The following is a 23,497-nucleotide window of genomic DNA, read 5'->3' as shown; positions in this document are numbered from 1 at the left end:
CAACCGCCTGAATGCCGCCCGAATGCCGTCCGTTCTCAAGGAAGTTTCTGTGCAGCAAGTCCCTCACAAGCCCACTGACGCCCGGCTCATTCTGCAAAGCCCGCAGGACAATTGCCTGATAGCGGGCGCTCGTCTGGAAGCCGGGGAGCGTGTGCAGATCGAAGGGGAGATCGTCACGCTTGCGAAGACCATCGACCTTGGGCACAAAGTCGCACGGCGCGCGTTGCGGACCGATGAAAAAGTGCTTCGGTATGGCGCGATCATTGGCCATGTGACGTCGGACGTTCAGTCTGGCGAACATCTGCATACCCACAATCTCGAGAGCGACTATCTGCCGACGTACACCCACGACGCCGGCCATGCGTTCGTGGATCACCGGGACCGCTAAGCCAATGACGGCCACCACCCCTCCGCTGCTTCAAGGCTTCCTGCGCGCCGATGGCCGCAAGGGCATCCGCAATGTAATCGCGGTCGCTTATCTCGTCGAATGCGCGCATCACGTCGCGCGGGAAATCGTCACGCAGTTTCGTCCGGCGTTCGACGCCTTCGACGACCCCACGGCCGAGCAGGAACCACCGGTCCACTTGATCGGCTTTCCGGGTTGCTACCCTAACGGTTATGCCGAAAAGATGATGGAGCGGCTGACCGCGCATCCGAACGTGGGCGCGGTCCTGTTCGTCTCGCTAGGCTGCGAGAGCATGAACAAGCACTATCTGGTCGACGCCGTGCGCGCGAGCGGCCGCCCGGCCGAGGTCCTGACGATCCAGGAAAAGGGCGGGACGCGCAGCACGATCCAGAATGGCATCGACTGGATTCGCGAGGTACGCGCGACGCTCGCGCAGCAACCGAAGGTGCCAATGGCGCTTGACGAATTGATCGTCGGCACGATTTGCGGCGGCTCGGACGGCACGAGCGGCATTACGGCGAATCCCGCTGTGGGCCGCGCGTTCGATGCGCTGATCGACGCCGGCGCCGCCTGCATTTTCGAGGAAACCGGGGAGCTGGTCGGCTGCGAATTCCACATGGAAAGCCGGGCCGCGCGCCCCGAATTGGGTCGCGAAATTGTCGCGTGCGTAGACAAGGCCGCCCGCTATTACTCGACCATGGGACATGGTTCATTCGCGGTCGGCAACGCGGATGGCGGTCTCACCACGCAGGAAGAAAAGTCACTCGGCGCGTATGCGAAAAGCGGCGCATCGCCCATTGTGGGAATCATCAAACCCGGTGACATTCCGCCCGTCGGCGGTTTGTATCTGCTTGACGTCGTTCCCGATGGCGAACCGCGTTTCGGCTTTCCGAACATTAGCGACAACGCGGAAATCGGCGAACTGATTGCGTGCGGCGCGCATGTGATCCTGTTCACAACGGGACGTGGGTCGGTGGTCGGCTCAGCCATTTCGCCCGTCATCAAGATTTGCGCTAATCCGGCGACATATCGCAATCTCTCGGGCGACATGGATGTGGATGCGGGCCGCATCCTGGAAGGTCGCGCGACGCTCGATGAAGTCGGCCGTGAAGTATTCGATGCCACCGTGCGCGTGGCGTCCGGCGCCGCGTCGAAGTCGGAGTCCCTCGGTCATCAGGAGTTCATCCTGACCTACAAGACTTTTGAGCCGGTTGGTCCGGCGTGCCTGCCGGCGAACGCGACGCCGCGGTATGCGGTAGCGATTACTTCGATCTGAACCTGACTTATTGGCCCCAAGCAGCAGTCCAACGCAGCAGTCCAACTCATCAGGCGGACCCAATGAACCCGATCACAGGAAATCCCGTTGTGAAAAAGCGCAAAGTGGGCAAAACCTCGCTGGAAGTCACGGCGTTGTCGCTGGGCACTGCACCGCTGGGTGGCCTGTATCACGATCTTTCCGAGGCTGACGCGCAAGCGACCGTGGACGCAGCGTGGCAAAGCGGCATCCGTTTCTTCGATACCGCTCCGCATTACGGCCACACGAAAGCCGAGCACCGGCTCGGCGATGCGTTGCGCCGATACCCGCGTGAAGACTACGTGTTGTCGACGAAGGTCGGCCGTCATTTTGTCCCGCGCACCACGCCTTACGATGGCAGCGAAGGCTGGTCGGACCCGTTGCCATTCCAGGCAATTTTCGACTACACCTACGACGGCATTCTTCGATCGTTCGAAGATAGCCAGCAGCGCATGGGTATTGTCAATATCGACATCGTGCTGATCCACGATATCGGCCGCGCCACGCACGGCGACAACAATGCGCGCTACTGGCGGCAACTGACGGATGAAGGCGGTTTCCGCGCGCTGGATGAACTGCGCACATCGCGTGGCGTAAAGGCCGTTGGACTCGGTGTGAACGAAGGCGCGGCCATCCTGGACGTGATGGCTGAATTCAACATCGATTGCGCGTTGCTGGCGGGACGTTATACGTTGTTGGAGCAGGCGGTACTCGACGACTTGCTGCCTGAATGCGAGAAGCGCGGCGTCAGCCTCATCTTGGGAGGTGCGTTCAATTCGGGCATTCTCGCGCGAGGACTGACGTCCGATACAGCGCCAAAAGCCGACAACCGAAAGTTCAATTACGTCGATGCGCCGCCGTTGATTATCGAACGAGTCGATTCGCTGGAACGGATATGCCATGCGCATGGCGTCGCCTTGTCGAGCGCGGCCCTGCAGTTTCCTTATGCGCATAAAGTTGTGGCCACGGTCCTGATGGGCGCACGAAATCCAGAGGAAGTGCGCTTGAACGCGGCTTCGTTCGCCGATCCGTTGCCTGATGCTTTGTGGGACGAGTTGCGAGCGGCTGGTTTGTTGCATCGTGCGGCGCCTGTGCCGCACCTGGATCAAGCAGGCTCAGATCACGCTGACGCAGGCAAACCATGAGCGCTGAACGTATTGATGCGCATCAGCATTTCTGGGATCCGTCGCGTGGTGACTATGGCTGGTTGACGCCCGAGCTTCAGACCTTGTACCGGGTTTTCGGTCCTGATGACCTGAAGCCGCTTCGCGAAGCGGCGCACGTTGCGCGGACGGTGGTGGTGCAGGCTGCGCCTACGGTCGATGAAACGCGCTATCTGCTTGATCTCGCTCGCGACGACGCGTCTGTCGCCGGTATAGTTGGGTGGGTACCACTTGACGCGCCGGATAGCGTGGAGCTGATCGACGAACTGGCGCGCGAACCCAAGTTCAAGGGCGTGCGTCCGATGCTGCAGGACCTGCCGGATGACCGCTGGATCGAAAGTCCAGCTCTCGCTCCGGCAATTCGCGCACTGATCAAAAACGATCTCGCCTTCGATGCATTGATATTTTCGCGCCATGTCCCTTCGTTGAAGGTGTTCGCGGCGCGCTTTCCTGAGCTGCGAATTGTTGTCGATCATGGTGCGAAGCCGCAAATCAAGGACGGTCATGCGGCCTGGCAAAGCTGGGCGGACGGTATAGCGGAACTGGCCGCGCTGCCACAAGGGCTCGTTTGCAAATTGTCCGGTCTCGCGACCGAAGCCGCGCCCGGCTGGGCTGTCGCTACGCTGAAGCCTTATGTCGATCATCTCCTCGATCGTTTTGGGCCTGAGCGGCTGATGTGGGGCAGCGACTGGCCGGTGCTGAACTTGAACGGTGACTATTCACACTGGTTTGACGCGGCGCGACAGTTGACGTCACACCTTGACGCGTCTGCGCAGCAGTGGATCTTCGGGGACACCGCGCGCGAGTTTTATCGGCTGTGAAAGTTGAGCAAAACGCATGAAGAATGAGCGCGGTATACCCGGAATTCCTCAACTGCAATTGCAACGAAAGCAGAGGATGGTAAAAAGATTGGCGACAAAGCCGCGCGGGATTCCGTGACTCCGCACGCAGGAATCGCGATGCTATGGTTGTAACCCGCATCCGTTGAATCGTCGCTCACGACCGGCCGATTCATTTAACCGCAAGCGATCGAAAGCAAGCTCGAGCGACTTCACCCGATCAAAACAGCCGCTCAAGCTGAATATCTCGAAACCGAATCAAAACCTGAAAACTGAAGGATCACTCACGATGAAACTGCTGCGCTATGGGCCGAAGGGTCAGGAAAAACCGGGTTTGCTGGATCAGAACGGCAAGATTCGCGATCTGTCGAAGGTAGTCGACGACATCGCCGGCGCGGCGCTGTCCGACGCCACGCTGGCCAAGTTGCGCGCGCTCGATCCGGCCTCGCTGCCCGAAGTGCCGGGCGAACCGCGCATTGGCCCGTGCGTGGGAAGCGTCGGCAAGTTTGTCTGCATCGGACTGAATTACGCCGATCACGCAGCAGAATCGAATCTGCCTGTGCCGACCGAGCCGGTGCTTTTCGGTAAATGGACGAGCGCTATTTGCGGCCCGAACGACGACGTTGAAATTCCGCGTAACTCGAAGAAAACGGACTGGGAAGTCGAACTCGGCGTGGTGATCGGCCGTGAAGCGAAGTACGTCAGCGAAGCGGACGCGCTGGATTACGTCGCCGGATATTGCGTGATCAACGACGTCTCCGAACGTGAATGGCAGCTCGAGCACGGCACGCAATGGGACAAGGGCAAGGGTTTCGATACCTTCGGCCCGATCGGCCCGTGGCTGGTCACGAAAGACGAAATCGCCGATCCGCAGCAACTCGATATGTGGCTCGAAGTGGACGGGCATCGTTACCAGAATGGCAGTACCAAGACGATGGTATTCGGCGTGGCCGCGCTGGTGTCGTATTTGTCGAAGGTGATGAGCTTGCAACCGGGCGACGTTATTTCCACCGGCACGCCGCCGGGCGTGGGCATGGGCGTCAAACCGGCGCCGGTCTACCTGAAGGCCGGACAGACAATGCGGCTCGGGATCCAGGGCCTGGGCGAGCAGCAGCAGCGTACCGTCGACGCGAAATAAGCCGTTTATTGCGACGCAACCAGCCAAGCCGGCGAGCAAATTAACGCCGGGCCGGCGCGCTTAAAAAAAGGTCGTTCCAACGGTGGTTGGAACGACCTTTTTTACAGCAGGTTCACGGCGATAGCTCCGCGGTCAGGGCCGCAATGTTGCCACCGAATTAACCTTTAAACGCATAAAGCCAACGCCCCAACCCCCATTCACTCGTTAAACACCGGCTCAAGCTCCGCAGCCATTTCGCTGATCCGGTGAATGGTTCCCTGTGCGACCGCCACGAGCCGTTCGGCGCCGCCGTCGGTGACGTACACGTCGCATTGGCAGGTCGCCTGCGTCATCCCGGCGTAGACCACGCGCGCACGCGCCATCAACGTGCCGGAAACCGCCGGCCGCAAATAGTTGATCTTGTATTCGCCCGTGACCACTTTCGGTCCCAGGCGCAATGCGCCAGCGAAAGTCAACGCATTATCGACGAGATAACTCACTACGCCGCCGTGCACAAAACCGTGTTGTTGCCTGAGTTCGTCGCGGATGGTCAGACACAGCGTGAGACTCGAGGAGTCGACCTGCATGAGCTTCGTACCCAGCAAGGCGCTAAACGGCTGCGCATTCAATGCGCCCCGTGCGATATCGACAATTTCGGCCATTCGGACACTCCTACACTTGGTTTCGGTCCAGTCAGCGTGAGTCCCACAATCCGCACCGAGGCAGGAGCCTTCGTCGCGGTCCTGCACAAGACTGTAGGTAGCGCATGGTCACTCCGCAAGGACGATCTCAAAATCGTGGAGAAATTACCGGGTTTGCACGAACTTTCTCCGCGATTTGAAACGAAAGCGCGCAAAGCGTTCGGCATCGCGCTGATTTCTCCAGCCGCAATAAAAAATGCCTCGCGGCTTGGCGAGGCATTTGATTCCGCGAGAGCGCCGGGCGGCGGGCGCTGGACGTGCGTTGTCAGGGCAACGCGGCGTAGGCGGTAGCTAGGTGATAAGGCGTTGTCGACGGCAATTCCGCACGCATGACCAGACCTTCCGCCGACTGGCTCTCGATCCACCCTTGCGGTCGCAGAAAACGTCTGGCAAAACGCGCGATCTGCGCTGGCAGTTGCGCGCGCGCGGACTCATCCGCATGCGTCGCGAGAGCCCGCAGATATTCGGTCTGGGCCCAGATGCGCTGCGTCGAATCGATCACGCCGCCCTGTTCGTTCAGCGACGCCGCTACGCCGCCGGTCACCGGATCGACTCCGTGCCGCTGGACGAAATCGAACCCGCGGACTAGCGCCCGATTCAGGCCCGCTGCATCGAAAGCCGGGTGCCGGCTGGCTTCCGCGAGAAACAGCCACTCGAACTGGTGACCCGGTTCCAGCCAGTTATTGGCGCTGCCGATCGTCAATTCCGCGATGCAACCGCTTTCGTCATGCACAAAAGCCCGTGCGAATGCGGCTGCAAGCTTTTCCAACCGTCGATCGAACCGTGGATCCGCAGTCGCCTCACGGGCGGCGAGCCACGCTTCGGTCAGATGCATCAGCGGGTTTTGCAGCGGCGGCCCAAGCACCGTCGAAAAATCTTCCGCCATGGCCGAACTGAACAAGCCGTCAATGCCACCGCCACTGATTGCCATCCGCTCTTCAATCACCACCGACGTTTCCTCAAGCACCGCCAGCGCTTCCTCGGCCGCCGCCGCACCGGCCCGTTTCGCGTACTCCGCGCACGCAAAAATCACGAATGCGTGCGTGTAGAGGTCCTTGTGTCGCTCACGCGGCGCGCCGCTTGCGTCGACGCTATAGAACCAACCGCCGTTCTTCGTGTCCTGAAAATAGGTCCGAAGCGAAGCGAACAGCGTATCGGCGTGATCGATATCGCCTGCTTGCGAGAACACGAATAGCTGCCGCGCGCAGGCCATGGCGCGATAACGCTGTGGCGACAAGGGTGTGCGGCCGTCCTCGGCGACCGCCTCGAACGCCAGCCGCAACACCGTGTTGAAGCCCGGCCCACGCCAGATTGGCAGCACGACGTGGTGATAGTGCGCACGGAGGGCGGCGGCGCTCGGGGGTGTGGCGGCGGTTGGATCTGGGTCGTGCATACGGCTTACCGATGGTGGTTGCGTTTGGCAGTTGCGCGCGGCGGCGCGCGTGGAACCTGTCCGGTGCGCCGCCCGATGCGGGGCACCAAGGATAAATCAAAACGCGCGCGCTTCGGCACAACGGCGGTTTATCTGCGGCCGCTTTTGCATGGACGCCGCGCCATCATCCCATCACAGAACACTTATAAGGAGCAAATCCACTCATGTAGGCAACGTAGAACTCATTTCCCGCCTGGTGCTGGCCGCGGCGCTCGGCAGCGTGATCGGTTTCGAGCGCGAACGGCTGTCGTGGGCCGGCAGCGTGCGTGTGAAGCAGTTCGTGGTGCAGCAAAGCGACGATTCCCCCGATCCCGATGAAGTGCAGGTCGAGCTTTCGCGAGTATCGTCGAATGAATACGAAGCGATCTGCACACGGCTGCGCGCGCTCGAAACCGTACGGGAATTCAAGGAAGAAGGCCCGGCCTGAGACTGTGCGCATCCGCAGTCCGGGCGTGCAGGCATGCGACAATGCGGCCTCGAAAACCCATGCAGCCGCTTTTCCGTTGCGAGGCGCCAGGCCGGGCCGCTTCATCGGGCGTGTTGTTAGCCGCCCGGGTCGCGTCTGACCGCGTGCTGTCAATCATCGACTTATGCCAGATTCCGCCGTCAATCCCGCTCGCCAAGTTGCTGATCCTGCCGATACCGCCGGGTCGCGTCGTAACGCTCCTGCTTCTACGTCTGCTTCCGCCGGTCGTCCGGCTGAATCGGATGCCGATGCCAAGCTCGCCCGTGCCGCGCGCTCGGCGCAGCGTCTCGCGCAGCTGAGCCGGGCGCCCTACGGCGCGCCCACGCTCGACCTGTTTGCCGAAGACGCGGAGCGCGCCACGCTCCAGGCGTTGAATACCGATATCCGCCAAACTTCGTTACCCGGCTTCGAATTGCCCGAAGTATTCATGGCGGCTGTGCCTGCCGATGACAGCGTGTCGGCGTCGGCGCGGCCGTTGCGCGGCGGGGCGTTATCGAGCGTCGCAGCGCTGCGCGACGACGTGGAGGCGATGCAAACGGACAACCAGACGGCCGACGCTGCAACGCTGGACCTCATGTTCGACGATGTCGTCGCAACCCATGACGTGGTTGCCGGCCCGGTCCAGCCCGAACCGCTGGACGATGGTTCGCAAGGAACAACGGCCATGGCGGTATCGGGAGAAGGGCGTGGGCAAGGGTCCGGCAAGCGCGCATCGGCGGCGCGCGCCAGGAGTGCTGCGCGGAACGTGTCGATGACTGGTCCGTCACCGGTCGCCGTCGCATCCGAAGTTGAGACGGCGGCAGAGAAGGGCGAGCCGAGCGGGGCCGTCGCGCAAGTTGTGCCCGGGTCGCCGGGAGCACAGGGCACCACACCCGCCACGAAGCCGGCGAACGCCCCGTCCGCCACCCTCCGTGAAACTGCCCGCGCCGCAGCAAACCCGCACCGCGAGCCGCCGCAATCGCTGGCGGCGGCATTGATCGACGATGATCGCCGAACCCGCCCAACCGCCTCAAACACCCCTCAGGCGGCCTCCCGCGAGGCCTCGGAACTCGATACCGCTCGCGCGACCGCGTACGCGGACACCATCGACGCGTTGTATGCCGTGATAGCGGACCAGCGCGGCGCGGCGGCGGTCTTGTCGCGGCGGGTAAAAACCGTCTTGATGATCGTGATCTGCGTGCTGCTTGTGAGCGTCGCGGCGGGTGTGGCGCAGACCATTGCGCTGACTCGCCTGGCGCGTGAAAACACGGTGCAGCAACAGCGCATCGAGCAATTGATGCTGACTCAGCAGGCCACGCTGGCGTCTTTCTTCGATACCGATTCGGCCACCGTCGAGGTTCCGAACCGGGGCAATGCGAGCGCAGCCGCCGTCAACAAGAACCCGGACTCCGTGCCATACAGCCGTGCCGCGAAGCGGGCTCAAAGCAAATCGCATTGATAGTCAGAACGCGCATGGGCAAACCCACCGCGCGCCGAACACCGGTATCAGCGTTTCAGACCGTCGGCGTGTTCAATCAACAAGCGGCGCAGCAACACCACCTGATTGACGGCGTCCGCTTCGAGCAGCGAGAGACCCTGTTTGGGAAAGACTTCCTGAGCATCGGGTCCAGCGCTGCCCGCATCACTCCCGATCCGCTCTTCGATACCCTTGCCGACGCTTTCAATCCACGCCGCAAGATCCCGGTTCGGAGCCGCACCCGCACGGCCAAAGCGAGCCCGGGTCGCCGTGCCCGCCACCCGCCGCAACAGCGCGAGCGCCGTTGAGCCGGTGCGGTCGTCGTGACTCGTATCGAGTTTTTCCAGCCTCAGGCGAGCCAGCACCTCTTCCGCGTTATTGCTGGCCAGCCCCGCTGCACGACGCAGCCGTTCCAGCTCGATCTCACTCTCTTCACCCCGTCCCAGCGATGCGCCAAGATAATCAAGGTTCGCGGACACGGCCTTTGCCAACCGATCGCTGAAGCGGCTGGGTTCGCGGCTTGGCCATAGCAGGAAGGTGGCGAGCAGCGCGATCACGCAGCCGAATACATTGTTCTCCAGGCGTATCACGGCGTAGGTAAGCTCGGCGCCACCCGGTGCCGCAAAGTCGGCGACCAGCACGAAGGCCGGTGTGATGAACAACACGAACAAGCTGTAGCTGACGGGCCGCAAGGCCATCGTTGCGCAGACCAGCGGGAACACCACCAGCGAGATCGCTATCGGTGAATGAACGACCAGGCCTATGGCGGCCGCGAGCAATCCGCCTACGATGCTCCCCGCCGCACGCTCGATGCTGCGCGGCCAGCTGGTCGCAATGGACGGCTGCAGGATCAGGAGCGTGGCCATCGTCGCCCAGTAACCGAAGGGCAGATGCAGCAGCCTGACGGTCAGGAAGGCTGCTGTCGCGGCTACCCCGACGCGAGCGGCATGGCGCGCGCCTATCGATTGCGTCGATGCATTCGCCTTCAAGGTTTCCACGCCACGTTTCAAGGTCGTGAGTGCAGCCGGCCACATGCTTGCGCGTCGCCGAGCCGGGGATTCAAGCTCGCTGAAGTCGATATCGAAGCGCAACGACACGGTCTCGCTCAACGCAACTTCAAGCTGGCGCGCGAGCGCCTGCAGCCGGTCGCGCAGGGCGGTGGGCGGCTCCCAGGGTTGATCGGCAATGGACCGTGCGAGCCGCGCGAGAACTTCGGCGAAGGCGTCCAGCACACGCACTGCACGCGGCAGATTGGGCAAGCGATGATGGCCGCGCTCGCAGGCATCGGTGACAGCAATCAGGTACGCGAAGATCCGTTCGCTGTCGGCGAGCGCGAGCAGCAGCATGTTGTACGTGTCCCGCCGGTCTGTCTTCGATGACGGCACGCGTGCAAGCGCCTTGCGCGCCAGTTCGATGCCGCTGCGGGCCTGGCCCCGGAAACGCGCAGCATGCGAGGCCCATTCGCCGAAACCGGCGCTTTCTCGCTTGAGCAACCGGGCGCTGTCGCTCGCGATATCCGAGAGGCTCGCATAAGCCGATCGCATGGCCGCGCGGCTGGCGCCGAACGGATGGATCCGCCACACGGTGAAGCTGAGCGCAGTCGCGAACAGGCAGCCCACGAAGTAGAGCGCGAGGAAGCGCAGTTCCCCGCGCGATCCATGGATGGGCTTGTCCACCATCACTGCGCAGGCAGTCGCGGCAAGAATGGAGACCTGGGCGGACGCCGCACCCCACACACGCCCCAGTGCGCCGAGAAACGAAAAGACCAGGACGGCGAGCGCCGCAGCCACGATGCCCACGCCGGACGCATACGCGGTCAGTCCCCCGCAGACGGTGGACAGCACGGCGAAGCCTGTCATGGACGCAAACCGCATTCGATTTGAGCCGGCGGCATCGGCGAGACAGGTCCAGAACGCCCCAATGGCCGCCCACGAGAACTCGGGCATGTGCAGCAGGTTGCCGAGCAGCAGCATGGCGGTGGATGCGAACGCGGCCCGCAGCCCTTCGGACAAATCGGCCTGGCTTAACGCGAAGGAAACCATCCAGACGGGCCGGTGGCGCGTGATGGAATCGAGCGTCCGGGAGAACGCTTTTGAGCGGCGGCTTGCCGCTTGTCGAGACTGCCGGTGGAAGTTGCGAAGGCGGAACATGGCCTGGCTTATCAAGGGGTGAGTGCCGGTAATCGGGTGGTTGCTGCGTGACCGGGTGGTTGCTGCGTGACGCGCGTGAACGGTTCTATCCGGGGCGCGTGTGGATCCTGAACACCGGTTCGGCCGCGCGGTGGTTGCGCAACAATTTTCGAAGAACAAAAATCCGAGCCCAAAGAGTCAATGTAGAAGTCGATGTAAATCCAGCCAAAAATATCAGGTGCCCGGTGTTTTTCGCGAACACGCGGTTCCCGGCCGTGGTCCCGTTTCCAGTCACCCCCGGAATCCAGTAATTCCTGCTGATTTCAGGCCCTGGATCCGGTTCGGATGTGGCGAAAACGCAATTATGTAGAAAAACTACCAAAGAAATGTTGCGTTGCACTAGGAATAAATTAGTGAAAACCCTATAATGACATCTAAGGGATAACCCTTGAACAACCATCAGGAGTTTGACATGAGCTACCTCTTCGCATTGCTGCAAAAATTCGCATCGCTGTTTGAATCGCCGCATCTTCCGATGGACTCGGACTACTCGTACCAAGCCCGTCAGCAAGAAGCAGAGCGCATCCGCAAGTCGCGCGGCACCATCATGGGTATTCGTCTGTGAGCTGCAGGGAAGACAGGCCGGACGGCAGAAAAAACTGAAGTGTTGTTGCTTTGTGCTTGACAAGGTTTTTTCGTAGTGCGGTCCGCCTGTTTTTATTGTTGTAGATTATGTAGTTTTTCTAGCTTTAAGTTTTACCGATCGCCACGCTTGAGTTCCCACGACTCTGCGGCCATCACGTCGCTTTTGCGCGACACTCCTCTCCAGCGCCGCTCGGCGCATGTCTCCCAGATCGTTCCCCGTTTTTCTCTCCTGCCGTCTGCCCCAGCCAAATACCCGCCGCATATTTTCGTTGCTTACACGCCGACGGACGAAAGAGTGCCAGGCTGCCTCGTTGGACCGGCGTAAAGGCGAATGAAATCAGGGGTTTGAAAAATTTCAAGTCAATCCATACGCGCCAGGTTCATTGATACGAACTCTTACAAGCGCTCACGTCGTGCAATATGGCGCCCAGCTAAAGTGGTTTCAACGACGCGGCACCTGACGGCACATCCGCCAACGGCATATTGTTCCGGCTGGCCGCGCGTCCTGAAACGAAATCAAGCTGAAAAGGGAGAATAGTCATGAACACCTCACGCTCGATCATTGCCGCGCTGCTCACCGGCGGCGCGCTTTTAACTGCTACGACCGCGTTCGCGCAGGTCGATAACGGCATGATCCACGGCCCCGTGCCCCAGCAAGGCTATGCGCAACCCCGCATGGTGCAGGCCGACGTGGTGATCAACCTCGGCTGGCATGGCGACCGCTATTGGGACGGCCACCGCTACTGGCAGCGCGACGAATGGATGCGCCACCATCCGCATGATTCGGGTCCTCCGCATCATCCGCAGCATGGATACAACCACGACGACCACGGTCCGGATCACGGTTAAGCGCTGGCCACAGGGCCTCGCCGCAAAAGCCGGCTTCCCGCAAGGGAAGCCGGCTTTTTTTGGTCTTGGCCTTCTCCGTGGAGGGCGGAACAGGACGATCAGCGTCAAGTCATAGGTCAGTCCTAGGCCATTCGCTGCGCGGCGCGATATGAGGCGCTGCGCTATCCTTCCTGACGCGGCCTTGAGAGCCGCATCGAACGGCTTTGGTGCGACCCTTCGGGACCGGAACCGGCTGTCAATCGCAGCTCGGAATTCAAGCATTGCGGGGAAAATTTGAATCAAATCACTATCGGCGTGGTGGGCAGCGGCTTGATGGGTGTCGGCATTGCGACGCAAGCGGCGCTGCACGGCTATCCGACTATCGTTCACGACATAGACGCCGCGCGGCTTGCGTCGGTGCATGGAAAAGCAGAGGCGATCCTCGACGAATTGATCGACGCCGGCGTATTCAATGCGGACCATAAACAGGACGTACTCGCGCGTATTGAAACGACAGACCAACTGGAGCGGGTGGCCACGGCGGGTTTCATCGTGGAAGCCATTCCGGAAGTGCTCGAACTGAAAAACCGCACCTACCGGGCTCTCGAACCGCTGCTGCGCGAGGACGCTATTTTCGCCAGCAACACGAGCGGCTTTCCGCCCGATCTGCTTGCGCAAGTACTGCAAAACAAGGCGCGTTTTGTGATCGCGCATTTCTGGAATCCGCCGCACACCATTCCGCTTGTGGAAGTGGTGCCGGGCACCGAAACGGCTCCGGACGTCACGCGCCGCACGGCTGAACTCATGACGGCCATTGGCATGGAGCCGGTTGTGCTGACGAAGGCCATTCCGGGTTTTGTGGGCAACCGGCTGCAGTTCGCCGTATTGCGTGAAGCGCTCGCCATTGTGCGTTCGGGAGCCGCAACGCCGGCGGTGGTCGACGCCGTGATGAAGGCGTCGCTCGGACGCCGCTATGGCATGGTCGGGCCGCTGGAAAGCGCGGATCTCGGCGGGCTGGATACCTTGCTGGATATCGGCTCGCACCTGATGCCGGAGCTGGCGAAGGACGAAGACGTGTTGCAACTGATGCGCGAACACGTGCAGAAAGGGCGGGTGGGCGTGCGCAGCGGGCAGGGGTTTTATGAATGGAATGACGCGCACCATGCGCGCGTGAAAGAAGGGCGCAAGCGCCTGATTCACCACACTGCAAAGAAGACCGGGAAGCACTCATGAGCGACAGCAACGCCGTACATTTCTACAACCCTGACGAGGGCCACCAGCTACGCCATGATCCATTCAAGGCGATTGTCGCGCCGCGGGTGATCGGCTGGATTTCGAGCTGCGATCCGGATGGCCGCGTGAACCTCGCGCCCTACAGTTTTTTCGGCGCGTTCGCTTCGTTCCCGCACATCATCGGATTCTCGAGCGAGGGGTTCAAGGACAGCATCGCGAATATCGAGACCACCGGCGAATTCGTGTGGAATCTGGCGAGCAAGCCGCTTGCCGAAAAGATGAACCGGACGTCCGCGACGGTACCCCGCGAAATCGATGAATTCGAGCTGGCGGGACTCACCAAAGCGCCGGGCGTGAACGTGGCCGTGCCGCATGTGGCGGAGTCGCCGGCCGCGCTTGAATGCAAGTTGTTGCAGATCATCCGGCTGAAATCGCTGGACGGCACGCCCATGAATAACTGGCTCGCGCTCGGGCAAGTGGTTGGCGTGCATATCCGGCGCGAGTTCCTGAAGGACGGTCTCTTCGATACCGCCGCCGCGCAGCCCATCATGCGCGCGGGTTATCGCGGGGACTATGCGGGTATCGGCGAAATGTTCGAGATGATCCGGCCATCGTGATGAGCGGTTCCGCGATCAGCGCCGCGATCTCCTTGACCGCTGCGACGCTGCGCTGAGCCAGTCCGCGCACCTCCGACGCCACCACGGCCAAGCCCCTGCCATGCTCGCCGCCTCGCGCAATGCCAGGATGTCGTCCATGCGTTCGAGCGCCTGCGCGTCGATTTGCTGACCAGCCAGATGCCCGGGGGGCGTTGGGATGTTGAATAGAGGCATGGATGAACCGGATGAGCGAAATGTAGGGAAAATGAAGGGTTAACGGCGTCGGCTTGCGATTCCTGATCGCCCGGGTTCCGCCGCGTCCTGTTCGCAAGCGCTGCAAAGCAGCCAAAAGCCGACATCGTCCAGACGGCTACATTCGTGGAATATGATGGGCTGGACGGCAAAAGCGCTCGGAAGCGCTTGCAACCCCGACGACACCTCCGGGAAAACCCGGGAACTCCCCAAAAAAAACTTTACGAAAAGGTCGTCCACTTGCTCTGGCGCGACATGTGAAAAAACGCCGAAATCAGGTCGGCGCGGCTCGCAAACCCTTGCCCAGCAAGCCTCCCACTTTCCATCAGCCAAAAAAGGAAAAACGAGGTGTCGTATTTCCACATGTGCCTGTCGGAAATAGTCGGCAACCCGCACTTTTTTCTGGCAACTATGTATGCAGAGCGCGGACGCACGTCCGCCAACCAGGAGAGCGTTCGATGAATTCCCACAAGGTCGTGGTCGAAAACCTGTGCAAGGTGTTCGGTACGAGCCCGAAGCAGGCGATCGACATGCTTGCCGGCGGCGCAACGAAGGAAGAAGTTTTCTCCCGCACCGGACAGATTGTCGGCGTCCATAACGTGTCCTTCGAAGTGAAGGAAGGCGAGATTTTCGTGTTGATGGGTTTGTCGGGTTCAGGCAAGTCGACACTGATCCGCCTCATCAACCGGCTGGTGGAACCGACCGCCGGCAAGGTGCTGATCGATGGCCGCGACGTGGCCTCCGTGCCGCGTTCCGAACTCACGTCGCTGCGTCGCAAGGACATGAGCATGGTGTTCCAGTCGTTCGCACTGATGCCGCAGCGCACCGTGCTGTCGAACGCGGCGTTCGGGCTCGAAGTGGCGGGCATCGGGCGCAAGGAACGCGAGAAACGTGCGATGGCCGTGCTCGAGCAGGTCGGTCTTGCGCCGTTCGCGCAGAAGCTGCCGGCGCAGTTGTCGGGAGGGATGCAGCAGCGCGTGGGCCTTGCACGGGCGCTGGCCGTGAACCCGTCGCTGATGATCATGGACGAGGCGTTCTCCGCACTCGATCCGTTGAAACGCAAGGAAATGCAAAACGTGCTGCTCGATCTGCAACGCGAACAGCAGCGCACGATCATGTTCGTGTCGCACGACCTGGAGGAGGCGCTGCGCATTGGTACCCGCATCGCGATCATGGAAGGCGGCAAGGTGGTGCAGATCGGCACGCCGCAGGAAATCATCTCGAACCCTGCCGACGACTACGTGCGCGCGTTCTTCGAAGGGATCGACACCAGCCGTTACCTGACCGCCGGCGACCTGATGCAGACCGATGTGGTGCCGTTGATGAAGCACGGTTCGCAGATCGATGCATCGAGTGTCTCGCAGGCGCTCAACGGCAGCGCCGACTACGCGTTCGTGATGGACCACGAGCGCAAGATCCGCGGTTTTGTGTGTCGCGACGCGATTGGCCAGGCGTCGCCGGAAATCAATCTGATCGAATGCATTCAGCGCACCACGCCGCTTGACGTGGTCGTCAGCCGGGTGGTCGCGAGCCGTGCACCCTTGCCGGTGGTGGAGGCGGACGGATCGTATTGCGGTTCGGTCAACAAGTCGAATGTTCTCAAGGCTCTGACTCGGCATCGAGGTTCCCATGTCTGAAATTATCCCGCTCGGTACGTGGGTCGACCACGGTGTCAAATACCTGCTCGACCACGATGCAAACACCTTCGACGCAATCGGCAAAGTCATCGAGAGTTTCGCCGCGCTGATTGAACACGGCCTTCAGTCCATTCCGATGTGGCTGATGATGGCGATCTTCGTCGGTATCGGCTTGTGGCGCGTGGGCTGGCGCTTCGCGCTATTCACGTTGCTGTCGTTGCTGCTGATCTATGCCACCGGCTTCTGGGACGAGATGGTGATCACGCTCGGCCTCACGCTGTCTGCCACCTTGATCAGTTTGCTGCTCGGCATTCCGCTCGGCATCTGGACGGCGAAGAGCAAGACGATCGAGACAATCGTGCGTCCCGTGCTCGACCTGATGCAGACCATGCCCGCTTTCGTGTACCTGATTCCGGCAGCCATGCTGTTCGGTCTAGGCCGGGTTCCGGGGATCCTGTCGACGGTGATCTTCGCGATGCCGCCCGCTGTGCGCCTGACGTCGCTCGGTATCAAGCATGTCAACCGCGAGATCGTGGAGGCGGGTCAGGCATTCGGCTGCACGCCGTGGCAACTGCTTTACAAGGTGCAGTTTCCGAACGCGTTGCCGTCCATCATGACCGGCGTCAACCAGACCATCATGATGGCGCTGTCCATGGTGATCATCGCTTCAATGGTGGGTGCCGGCGGCCTGGGCAACGACGTGCTGGCGAGTATCCAGCGGCTGGATATCGGGCTGGGATTCGAGAGCGGTTTGTCGGTGGTGCTGCTCGCGATCATTCTTGACCGCATCACGGAAAGCTTTGGCCGCTCGCCAGGCATGGCGCGGGCACCGCTGTTGTCGGGGCTTCGCAGCGTGATGCGCGTGCGCCGCGCACCGGCTGCACAGCAAAGTTAATTAGCAAAGTTAATTAGCAAAATAAGCAGCAAAGCCAGGTAGCAGATCAGCGGTTAAATCAGGCAGCGAAATAAAGCCACGCCCAAGGATAAAAACCCGATGAAACGCGACGCGATGGTGCCGGACCGGATTCATCCTGTTGAGAATTCACCGTTGTCTAAGCTCGCGCACTTCGGGTTCCTGACGCTGCCTAACTTTTCGATGATCGCGTTCACCAGCGCGATCGAAGTGCTGCGCATGGCGAACTACGTTGGCCGGGCTGAGCATTACACGTGGTCGGTGATCACCCCGGACGGTGAACCGGCACGCGCGAGCAACGGCATTACCGTGAAGCCGACGAAAACGCTGGCCGAGGCGGGCATGCCGGACGTGCTGATCGTGTGCGCGGGCTGGCATGTACGCGATTACGTCGACGAAAAGGTGATCACGCTGCTGCAGCACGTCGCGGCGCAAGGCGTGCCGCTTGGCGGCGTGTGCACGGGCGCGTATGCGTTGCTGGCGGCGAACTTGCTGGACGGGTATCGCTGCACGGTGCATTGGGAGGACATGTCGCCGTTGCACAAGCGTTTCCCCCACGTGCGATTCGCCGATGAACTCTTTGTGATCGACCGTGATCGCGTGACTTGCACCGGCGGGACCGCGCCGCTCGACCTGATGTTGAACCTGGTCGGCCAGCGGCTTGGGCAGGCGCATGCGGCGCAGGTGTCCGAGCAATTCATTGTGGAGCGGATTCGCGGCACGACTGATTACCAGCACATTCCTGTTGATGCCCGCGTGGGGTTTTCGCGGGCCGAGTTGATCGAGGTCGTGCGGCTGATGGAGGCGAACATTGAAGAGCCGTTGTCGCTTGAAGAGCTTGCGAGGCTGGTGAAGCTTTCGCAGCGTCATTTGCAGCGGATGTTCAAGATGTTCCTGAGTGTTTCGCCGACGCATTATTACCTCACGTTGCGGCTGCGCCGGGCACGTGAGTTGTTGCGTAATACCGATGCATCCATTTCGCGTGTGACGGCTGTTTGCGGCTTTCATTCGCCGTGTCATTTCAGCAAGGCGTACCGCGCGCAATTTGGCCACGCGCCGAGTATTGAGCGCAGGCAGTCGGCTTGATGATCCATTTTTAGACGTGGTGCGCTCATTGGGGCGCGGCATCGTCGTGTCTGGCAGTTTCCAAAACAGGGAGAAAACATGAAACTTCACGGAATCGCGTCATCGTGCGCGCTGGCTGTCTTGCTCAATGTCACGATGTCCGGCGGCGCGTTTGCGGCTGATCCGGCCACGTGCCAGAACGTCCGTTTCGCCGATGTGGGCTGGACCGATATTGCCGCGACCACGGGTCTGGCGACTACCGTGCTGCAGGGCCTCGGATACAAGCCGACGAAGACGATTGCGTCGGTGCCTATTACGTTTGCGGGTATCAAGAGCAAGCAGATCGATGTGTTCCTCGGCTATTGGTCGCCGACAATGGACCCCATTGTCGAGCCGTTCCAGAAAGCCGGGCAGGTCAAGGTATTGTCGACGCCTAACCTGACGGGCGCGAAATACACCTTGGCGGTGCCGGACTATGCGTATAACGGCGGCCTGAAGTCATTCGCCGATATTGCCAAGAACTACGACAAGCTTGACGGCAAGATCTACGGTATTGAGCCGGGTAATGACGGCAACGCGTTGATCAAGAAGATGATCGATTCGAATCAGTATGGGCTTGGCAAGTTCAAGATGGTGGAGTCGAGCGAAGCGGGCATGCTGGTGGAAGTAGGCCGCGCGATTCGCGAGAAGAAGTGGATTGTGTTCCTCGGCTGGGAACCGCATCCGATGAACGTGACCATGAAGATTGATTATCTGAGCGGCGGCGACGATGTATTCGGGCCGAACTATGGTGAGGCCAAGGTGTTGACGGTGACACCGCCGGACTATGCTGCTCGCTGCCCGAACGTGGCGAAGCTGGTCGATAACCTGCGGTTTTCGACGGACATCGAGAATCACGTGATGACGCCGATCATGAACAAGACCGATCCGAATGTCGCTGCGAAACAGTGGCTGAAGGCGAATCCGGCCGTGCTGGACAAGTGGCTGGCAGGGGTGAAGACGTTTGACGGAAAGGATGGGCTGCCGGCTGTGAAGGCTTATGTAGCAGCGCAGTAAGTTTTTGTTCGCGCCGGTGGGCCAAGCGGCCGGCCGGCGCGGGTGCAACGCTCCAACCTAGATAGCCTGGGCCCGCCCCGGAAAAGTCTCATCGAAATCCGCGGCAAGGTCGAGTGTCGCCGCGCTCGCATCGTCCGGTGCTGCCGTGCCACGCTGCTCGCGGTACATCATTGGCGGAAGCCCGAACTGCTTCCTGAACTCGCGCCCCAAATGCGACGCATCGGAAAAACCGCAACTCGATGCAATGTCCGCCACCGTCTTGTCGGAACTCGTCAGCAGCCAGGCGGCCGTGCGCAACCGGACCTGCTTCGCGTAAGCCTGCGGCGCCTTGCCGGTCTCCGCCTTGAACAAACGCTCCAGCTGCCGTGTAGATAAATCCAGCTTGTGCGCAAGCTCATCGAGCGTCAACGAACGCCCCACATGCTGCTCCATCAGCAAGATCGCCCGCTTCACTTTCGGATGCGTGGCGGGCGCCAGCCCCGGCGGATGCGGCTGCGGAGCGTTGCCCTTTTGCATGTCGTCCACCAGCAGGATGCGCAACGCCTTTTGTACCGTGGCAGCCTCGAAATGACGCAGAAGGATGGCTGCGGCAACATCGATCGACGCCCGCCCGCCCGAACACGTAATGCGCCGGTGATCCATCACGAACAAACGGTCTGCGACCAGCATCTCCTCATTCACACCCGGAAAACGCTCGACGAAATCCCAGTAGTGGAACCAGCTCACACAAATGCGATAACCCTCCAGCACGCCCGCCCGCATCAGGGAAAACACACCCGTGCAAATGCCGACCAGCGTGGCGTCCGTGGTCGCGGCGCGGCGGATGAATTGCAGCGTGGCGTCGCTCGCGCCCGCGCCGGAATGCAGCAAGCCACCCACGACTACCACGTAGTCGAAGGGCTCAGCCTTCTCGAAGGTTTCCCAAGGCGTGATCTGGATGCCGCAACTCGCCCGCACCGGCGCCAGCGTTTCCCCGATCACGCTCCAGGAGCAGCGCACCGGCTTGCTGAAATCGCCTTCGTCAGCGGACAGGCGCAATAAATCGACGAAGCCGGAAAACGCCGTCAGCGTGAAATTCGGCAACAACACAATGCCAAAACGAATGCGCTGTTTGGACGGCGTGTCGGGCGATTGAGCGGGAAGAAGGTCAGCGGGATTCATGCGCTTGCCGTTGATGTGCAGCCGTCATTCGGGCCATGGGTGATGGGCGACAGACGACCCGGTAATCAATCAGCATATCACCGTCATTAACCGGTTTGAAATACCGGAATGTACGCGGGTTTTGCGGCACTCCGGATTTTTGACCCAGGCGTGGTGAGCGTTGAAGGCAGCCCGGAACGGAAAACGGCTTGCCCTGGAAAGGACAAGCCGTCTCCGATAACCGGCTCCCTGCCCGTTTTGGCCGCTGATCATCGCTAAAGCGTCTCACCACCCCCGCGCGTTGTCGTGCTGACGCCGCCATCCCACGTGCATGCCGTTTTTGTTCTATCAGCGGAAATTGGCGTGCGGTGCAATGGCTACCTAGTGAAATCCCATGCAGTCCACCGACAAGGCACCCCATGAACGTCAGCGTTTTCGATCTGTTCAAGATCGGCATCGGTCCGTCAAGTTCGCATACCGTCGGCCCGATGATCGCAGCGTGCCGTTTTGCCTCGCACATCGAGGACGCCAACCTGCTCGCGTTCGTGCGCCGCGTCCGGGTGGATCTGTTCGGCTCGCTGGGTGCGACCGGAAAGGGGCACGGTACCGACAAAGCCGTGCTGCTTGGACTCGAGGGCAATCTCCCCGACTCGATCGATCCGGATGCGATCGAACCGCGTCTGCGGGAGATCCGCGAGTGCAAGAGCCTGAACCTGCTCGGCAAGCACACGGTCAAGTTCGACGAGCGCGAGCACATTGGTTTTTTTCGCAAGCTGATGCCGGGTGCGCCCGGATCGAGCGTCGTGCATCCGAACGGCATGCGCTTCCAGGCCTTCGATGAAAACGGCCAGCTCGTCGTCGAAAAAGAGTACTACTCGGTCGGCGGCGGTTTTGTGATCAACAGCGAGGGCACGCGCGTGAACGGCGTGCAATCCGGCGGCGAGGTGACGCACCCATTCCGCACGGGCGACGACCTGATGCGCGTGTGCCGGGAGACGGGGTTATCCATCGCTGAAATTACGCTGCGCAACGAATGCGCATCGCGCCCGGAGCGCGAAGTGCGCGACGGCCTGCTTGCAATCTGGCGCGTGATGGCAGCGTGTGTGGAACGCGGCTGCAAGGTACGCGGCGAATTGCCCGGCCCGATGCACGTGAAGCGTCGTGCAGCCGATCTCTCCGCGCAGTTGCGCAAGCACTCGGAAGAGTCGTTGCGCGATCCGCTCTCCATGCTCGACTGGGTCAACCTCTACGCAATGGCCGTGAACGAGGAGAACGCCGCCGGTGGCCGCGTGGTCACCGCACCCACGAACGGCGCGGCCGGCGTGATCCCCGCGGTGCTGCACTACTACGTGAAGTTCATGCACAACTCGACCGACGAGGGCATTGTCACGTTCCTGCTGACGGCGGCGGCTATCGGGATCATCTACAAGGAAACGGCGTCTATTTCCGGCGCCGAAGTCGGCTGCCAGGGTGAAGTCGGCGTGGCGTGCTCGATGGCCGCCGCGGCGCTCGCGGCTGTCATGGGCGGCACGCCGGCGCAAGTCGAGAACGCCGCCGAGATCGGCATGGAACACAACCTCGGCATGACCTGCGACCCCGTTGGCGGGCTTGTGCAGATCCCGTGCATAGAACGCAATGCGATGGGCGCGATCAAGGCGCTCAACGCGGCGCGCATGGCCATGAAGGGCGACGGTACGCACTATGTGTCGCTAGACAACGTGATCAAGACCATGCGCGAAACCGGCGCGGACATGAAGACGAAATACAAGGAGACGTCACGCGGCGGGTTGGCCGTGAACGTCATCGAGTGCTGATTTTCAAGCTTGGCAACCGCGTTTGCAACCGCTTTTGCAACATCAACAAGTTCAAGGAAACACCATGAGCCGCTATTCAATATTCAGCCTGTTGCGCAACGGCATGTCGTATCACGAGAACTGGGAACGCCAGTGGAAAAGCCCGGAGCCCAAGCAGGAATACGACGTGGTGATCGTCGGCGGCGGCGGTCATGGGCTCGCGACCGCCTACTATCTCGCCAAGGAACATGGCGTGCGTAACATCGCCGTGCTCGAGAAGGGCTGGATCGGCGGCGGTAACACGGCGCGCAACACGACCATCGTGCGCTCGAATTACCTGTGGGACGAATCGGCAGCGCTGTACGAAAAAGCGATGCAGTTGTGGGAAGGGCTCTCGCAGGACCTGAACTACAACGTGATGTTCAGCCAGCGCGGCGTGATGAACCTCGCGCATACGCTGCAAGACGTTCGGGATACTGAACGTCGCGTGAACGCGAACCGCCTGAATGGTGTCGATGCCGAATTCCTCACGCCGGAACAGATCAAGCAGATCGAGCCGACCATCAACCTGAATAGCCGCTACCCGGTGCTGGGCGCGTCCATCCAGCGTCGCGGCGGCGTGGCGCGTCACGACGCCGTGGCATGGGGGTTTGCGCGCGGCGCGGATCAGGCAGGCGTGGATATCGTGCAGAACTGCCAGGTCACGGGCATTCGCCGTAACGGCAGCCAGGTGATCGGCGTGGATACCACGAAGGGTTTCATCAAGGCCAAGAAGGTCGCGATCGTGGCGGCAGGCAACACCTCCACGCTCGCCGACATGGCCGGCATCCGGTTGCCGCTGGAAAGCCATCCGTTGCAGGCGCTTGTGTCCGAGCCGATCAAGCCGGTGGTCAACACGGTGGTGATGTCGAACGCGGTGCACGCGTATATCAGCCAGTCCGACAAGGGCGATCTCGTGATCGGCGCCGGGGTCGACCAGTACACGGGCTTTGGCCAGCGCGGCAGTTTCCACATCATTGAAGGGACGCTGGAGGCCATCGTGGAGATGTTCCCGGTGTTCTCGCGTGTGCGCATGAATCGTCAGTGGGGCGGGATTGTGGATGTGTCGCCGGATGCGTGCCCGATCATCAGCAAGACCGACGTGAAGGGCCTGTACTTCAACTGCGGCTGGGGAACGGGCGGCTTCAAGGCGACGCCAGGTTCCGGTTGGGCTTATGCCCACACCATTGCGAAGGATGAGCCGCATCCACTGAACGCGCCGTTCTCCATCGACCGTTTCTACACGGGTCACCTGATCGACGAACACGGCGCTGCGGCCGTCGCCCACTAACCTGAG

The 23,497-nt window shown here is 61.2% G+C and carries 21 protein-coding genes and 1 pseudogene; 17 read left to right on the top strand and 5 right to left on the bottom strand.

What is annotated here, in order from left to right; translation table 11 throughout:
• Positions 1–49 precede the first annotated feature (49 nt).
• The 5 genes from AWB69_RS12805 (at position 50) to AWB69_RS12785 (ending at position 4,840) form a co-directional block, all read left to right on the top strand.
• The gene (locus AWB69_RS12805) at positions 50–388 is read left to right on the top strand and encodes a UxaA family hydrolase (protein ID WP_231937082.1); all 339 of its coding nucleotides are present in this window, start codon (positions 50–52) and stop codon (positions 386–388) included.
• Positions 360–1,682, top strand: coding sequence for a UxaA family hydrolase (locus tag AWB69_RS12800; RefSeq protein WP_231937081.1), 1,323 nt, complete (start codon positions 360–362; stop codon positions 1,680–1,682). Before AWB69_RS12805 ends, AWB69_RS12800 begins: the two co-directional genes overlap by 29 nt.
• A 62-nt stretch (positions 1,683–1,744) precedes the next feature.
• The gene (locus tag AWB69_RS12795) at positions 1,745–2,845 is read left to right on the top strand and encodes an aldo/keto reductase (RefSeq protein ID WP_062085282.1); all 1,101 of its coding nucleotides are present in this window, start codon (positions 1,745–1,747) and stop codon (positions 2,843–2,845) included.
• Positions 2,842–3,684: an amidohydrolase family protein gene (locus tag AWB69_RS12790; protein ID WP_062085281.1), complete on the top strand. Its 843-nt coding sequence runs from the start codon at positions 2,842–2,844 to the stop codon at positions 3,682–3,684. The genes AWB69_RS12795 and AWB69_RS12790 overlap by 4 nt, the downstream gene beginning before the upstream one ends.
• A gap of 307 nt (positions 3,685–3,991) precedes the next feature.
• Complete coding sequence (locus AWB69_RS12785) at positions 3,992–4,840, top strand: ureidoglycolate lyase (RefSeq protein WP_062085342.1); 849 nt, start codon at positions 3,992–3,994, stop codon at positions 4,838–4,840.
• 197 nt (positions 4,841–5,037) lie between these two features.
• On the opposite strand, the gene AWB69_RS12780 is transcribed toward AWB69_RS12785, so the two are convergent.
• Both AWB69_RS12780 and AWB69_RS12775 read right to left on the bottom strand, forming a co-directional pair.
• Entirely contained in the window at positions 5,038–5,481 is a 444-nt protein-coding gene (locus AWB69_RS12780; protein WP_062085280.1) for a PaaI family thioesterase, read from the bottom strand.
• 304 nt (positions 5,482–5,785) lie between these two features.
• Positions 5,786–6,913, bottom strand: coding sequence for an AGE family epimerase/isomerase (locus AWB69_RS12775; RefSeq protein WP_062085279.1), 1,128 nt, complete (start codon positions 6,911–6,913; stop codon positions 5,786–5,788).
• A 148-nt stretch (positions 6,914–7,061) separates the two neighbouring features.
• Between AWB69_RS12775 and AWB69_RS50560 the strand changes: the two genes are divergently transcribed.
• Together AWB69_RS50560 and AWB69_RS48645 are read left to right on the top strand one after the other, a co-directional pair.
• Complete coding sequence (locus AWB69_RS50560) at positions 7,062–7,379, top strand: MgtC/SapB family protein (RefSeq protein WP_082913376.1); 318 nt, start codon at positions 7,062–7,064, stop codon at positions 7,377–7,379.
• A 163-nt stretch (positions 7,380–7,542) separates the two neighbouring features.
• Complete coding sequence (locus AWB69_RS48645; RefSeq protein ID WP_062085277.1) at positions 7,543–8,856, top strand: hypothetical protein; 1,314 nt, start codon at positions 7,543–7,545, stop codon at positions 8,854–8,856.
• Positions 8,857–8,903: 47 nt separating this feature from the next.
• Here AWB69_RS48645 and AWB69_RS12760 read toward each other — a convergent pair whose 3' ends face one another.
• Positions 8,904–11,024, bottom strand: a complete 2,121-nt coding sequence (locus AWB69_RS12760) for an FUSC family protein (protein WP_062085276.1) — start codon at positions 11,022–11,024, stop codon at positions 8,904–8,906.
• A 451-nt stretch (positions 11,025–11,475) separates the two neighbouring features.
• On the opposite strand from AWB69_RS12760, the gene AWB69_RS48640 reads away from it, so the two are divergent.
• The 4 genes from AWB69_RS48640 (at position 11,476) to AWB69_RS12745 (ending at position 14,326) form a co-directional block, all read left to right on the top strand.
• Complete coding sequence (locus AWB69_RS48640; RefSeq protein WP_165101877.1) at positions 11,476–11,628, top strand: hypothetical protein; 153 nt, start codon at positions 11,476–11,478, stop codon at positions 11,626–11,628.
• A gap of 560 nt (positions 11,629–12,188) precedes the next feature.
• Positions 12,189–12,497: a hypothetical protein gene (locus AWB69_RS12755; RefSeq protein WP_062085275.1), complete on the top strand. Its 309-nt coding sequence runs from the start codon at positions 12,189–12,191 to the stop codon at positions 12,495–12,497.
• Positions 12,498–12,770: 273 nt separating this feature from the next.
• A complete protein-coding gene (locus tag AWB69_RS12750) occupies positions 12,771–13,709 on the top strand; it encodes a 3-hydroxyacyl-CoA dehydrogenase family protein (RefSeq protein WP_062085274.1) in 939 nt (312 codons plus the stop codon).
• The gene (locus tag AWB69_RS12745) at positions 13,706–14,326 is read left to right on the top strand and encodes a flavin reductase family protein (RefSeq protein WP_062085273.1); all 621 of its coding nucleotides are present in this window, start codon (positions 13,706–13,708) and stop codon (positions 14,324–14,326) included. Before AWB69_RS12750 ends, AWB69_RS12745 begins: the two co-directional genes overlap by 4 nt.
• Here AWB69_RS12745 and AWB69_RS45700 read toward each other — a convergent pair.
• Positions 14,322–14,444 (bottom strand): annotated as a pseudogene (locus AWB69_RS45700) (methyl-accepting chemotaxis protein); the annotation flags it as partial. The gene AWB69_RS12745 and the pseudogene AWB69_RS45700 sit on opposite strands and share 5 nt — an antisense overlap.
• 571 nt (positions 14,445–15,015) lie before the next feature.
• Between AWB69_RS45700 and AWB69_RS12740 the strand changes: the two are divergent.
• The 4 genes from AWB69_RS12740 to AWB69_RS12725 all read left to right on the top strand — a co-directional run bounded on the left by AWB69_RS12740 (position 15,016) and on the right by AWB69_RS12725 (position 19,228).
• Positions 15,016–16,194 carry a quaternary amine ABC transporter ATP-binding protein gene (locus AWB69_RS12740; protein WP_062085272.1) on the top strand — a complete coding sequence of 393 codons (1,179 nt, stop codon included), beginning with the start codon at positions 15,016–15,018 and terminating at the stop codon, positions 16,192–16,194.
• On the top strand, positions 16,187–17,089 hold the full coding sequence (choW, locus tag AWB69_RS12735) for a choline ABC transporter permease subunit (RefSeq protein ID WP_062085271.1): 903 nt from the start codon (positions 16,187–16,189) through the stop codon (positions 17,087–17,089). Before AWB69_RS12740 ends, choW begins: the two co-directional genes overlap by 8 nt.
• Before the next feature lie 99 nt (positions 17,090–17,188).
• Positions 17,189–18,193 (top strand): GlxA family transcriptional regulator, encoded by a 1,005-nt coding sequence (locus tag AWB69_RS12730; RefSeq protein ID WP_062085270.1) that lies wholly within the window; start codon positions 17,189–17,191, stop codon positions 18,191–18,193.
• A gap of 135 nt (positions 18,194–18,328) precedes the next feature.
• On the top strand, positions 18,329–19,228 hold the full coding sequence (locus AWB69_RS12725) for a choline ABC transporter substrate-binding protein (protein WP_407923035.1): 900 nt from the start codon (positions 18,329–18,331) through the stop codon (positions 19,226–19,228).
• 57 nt (positions 19,229–19,285) lie between these two features.
• Here the strand turns inward: AWB69_RS12725 and AWB69_RS12720 are convergent, their stop codons facing one another.
• Positions 19,286–20,389, bottom strand: a complete 1,104-nt coding sequence (locus AWB69_RS12720; RefSeq protein WP_062085268.1) for a GlxA family transcriptional regulator — start codon at positions 20,387–20,389, stop codon at positions 19,286–19,288.
• 398 nt (positions 20,390–20,787) lie between these two features.
• Here AWB69_RS12720 and AWB69_RS12715 point away from each other — a divergent pair, with 398 nt between their 5' ends.
• Together AWB69_RS12715 and AWB69_RS12710 are read left to right on the top strand one after the other, a co-directional pair.
• Positions 20,788–22,182, top strand: coding sequence for an L-serine ammonia-lyase (locus tag AWB69_RS12715; protein ID WP_062085267.1), 1,395 nt, complete (start codon positions 20,788–20,790; stop codon positions 22,180–22,182).
• 64 nt (positions 22,183–22,246) lie between these two features.
• Entirely contained in the window at positions 22,247–23,491 is a 1,245-nt protein-coding gene (locus AWB69_RS12710) for a sarcosine oxidase subunit beta family protein (RefSeq protein ID WP_062085266.1), read from the top strand.
• Positions 23,492–23,497: the final 6 nt, after the last annotated feature.

It is taken from the genome of Caballeronia udeis (assembly GCF_001544555.2).
In the GTDB taxonomy this organism is placed as follows: Bacteria; Pseudomonadota; Gammaproteobacteria; order Burkholderiales; family Burkholderiaceae; genus Caballeronia; species Caballeronia udeis.
This window is presented reverse-complemented; position numbering and strand designations above follow the sequence as displayed.

Coding starts and splice junctions, on each gene's coding strand:
- AWB69_RS12785 (WP_062085342.1), top strand. CDS start 3,992: ATGAAACTGCTGCGCTATGGGCCGAAGGGTCAGGAAAAACCGGGTTTG.
- AWB69_RS12780 (WP_062085280.1), bottom strand. CDS start 5,481: ATGGCCGAAATTGTCGATATCGCACGGGGCGCATTGAATGCGCAGCCG.
- AWB69_RS12725 (WP_407923035.1), top strand. CDS start 18,329: ATGTCCGGCGGCGCGTTTGCGGCTGATCCGGCCACGTGCCAGAACGTC.
- AWB69_RS50560 (WP_082913376.1), top strand. CDS start 7,062: ATGGACGCCGCGCCATCATCCCATCACAGAACACTTATAAGGAGCAAA.
- AWB69_RS12720 (WP_062085268.1), bottom strand. CDS start 20,389: ATGAATCCCGCTGACCTTCTTCCCGCTCAATCGCCCGACACGCCGTCC.
- AWB69_RS12730 (WP_062085270.1), top strand. CDS start 17,189: ATGAAACGCGACGCGATGGTGCCGGACCGGATTCATCCTGTTGAGAAT.
- AWB69_RS12760 (WP_062085276.1), bottom strand. CDS start 11,024: ATGTTCCGCCTTCGCAACTTCCACCGGCAGTCTCGACAAGCGGCAAGC.
- AWB69_RS12715 (WP_062085267.1), top strand. CDS start 20,788: ATGAACGTCAGCGTTTTCGATCTGTTCAAGATCGGCATCGGTCCGTCA.
- AWB69_RS48640 (WP_165101877.1), top strand. CDS start 11,476: ATGAGCTACCTCTTCGCATTGCTGCAAAAATTCGCATCGCTGTTTGAA.
- AWB69_RS12790 (WP_062085281.1), top strand. CDS start 2,842: ATGAGCGCTGAACGTATTGATGCGCATCAGCATTTCTGGGATCCGTCG.
- AWB69_RS12755 (WP_062085275.1), top strand. CDS start 12,189: ATGAACACCTCACGCTCGATCATTGCCGCGCTGCTCACCGGCGGCGCG.
- AWB69_RS12710 (WP_062085266.1), top strand. CDS start 22,247: ATGAGCCGCTATTCAATATTCAGCCTGTTGCGCAACGGCATGTCGTAT.
- AWB69_RS12740 (WP_062085272.1), top strand. CDS start 15,016: ATGAATTCCCACAAGGTCGTGGTCGAAAACCTGTGCAAGGTGTTCGGT.
- AWB69_RS12775 (WP_062085279.1), bottom strand. CDS start 6,913: ATGCACGACCCAGATCCAACCGCCGCCACACCCCCGAGCGCCGCCGCC.
- choW (WP_062085271.1), top strand. CDS start 16,187: ATGTCTGAAATTATCCCGCTCGGTACGTGGGTCGACCACGGTGTCAAA.
- AWB69_RS12800 (WP_231937081.1), top strand. CDS start 360: ATGCGTTCGTGGATCACCGGGACCGCTAAGCCAATGACGGCCACCACC.
- AWB69_RS12795 (WP_062085282.1), top strand. CDS start 1,745: ATGAACCCGATCACAGGAAATCCCGTTGTGAAAAAGCGCAAAGTGGGC.
- AWB69_RS12745 (WP_062085273.1), top strand. CDS start 13,706: ATGAGCGACAGCAACGCCGTACATTTCTACAACCCTGACGAGGGCCAC.
- AWB69_RS48645 (WP_062085277.1), top strand. CDS start 7,543: ATGCCAGATTCCGCCGTCAATCCCGCTCGCCAAGTTGCTGATCCTGCC.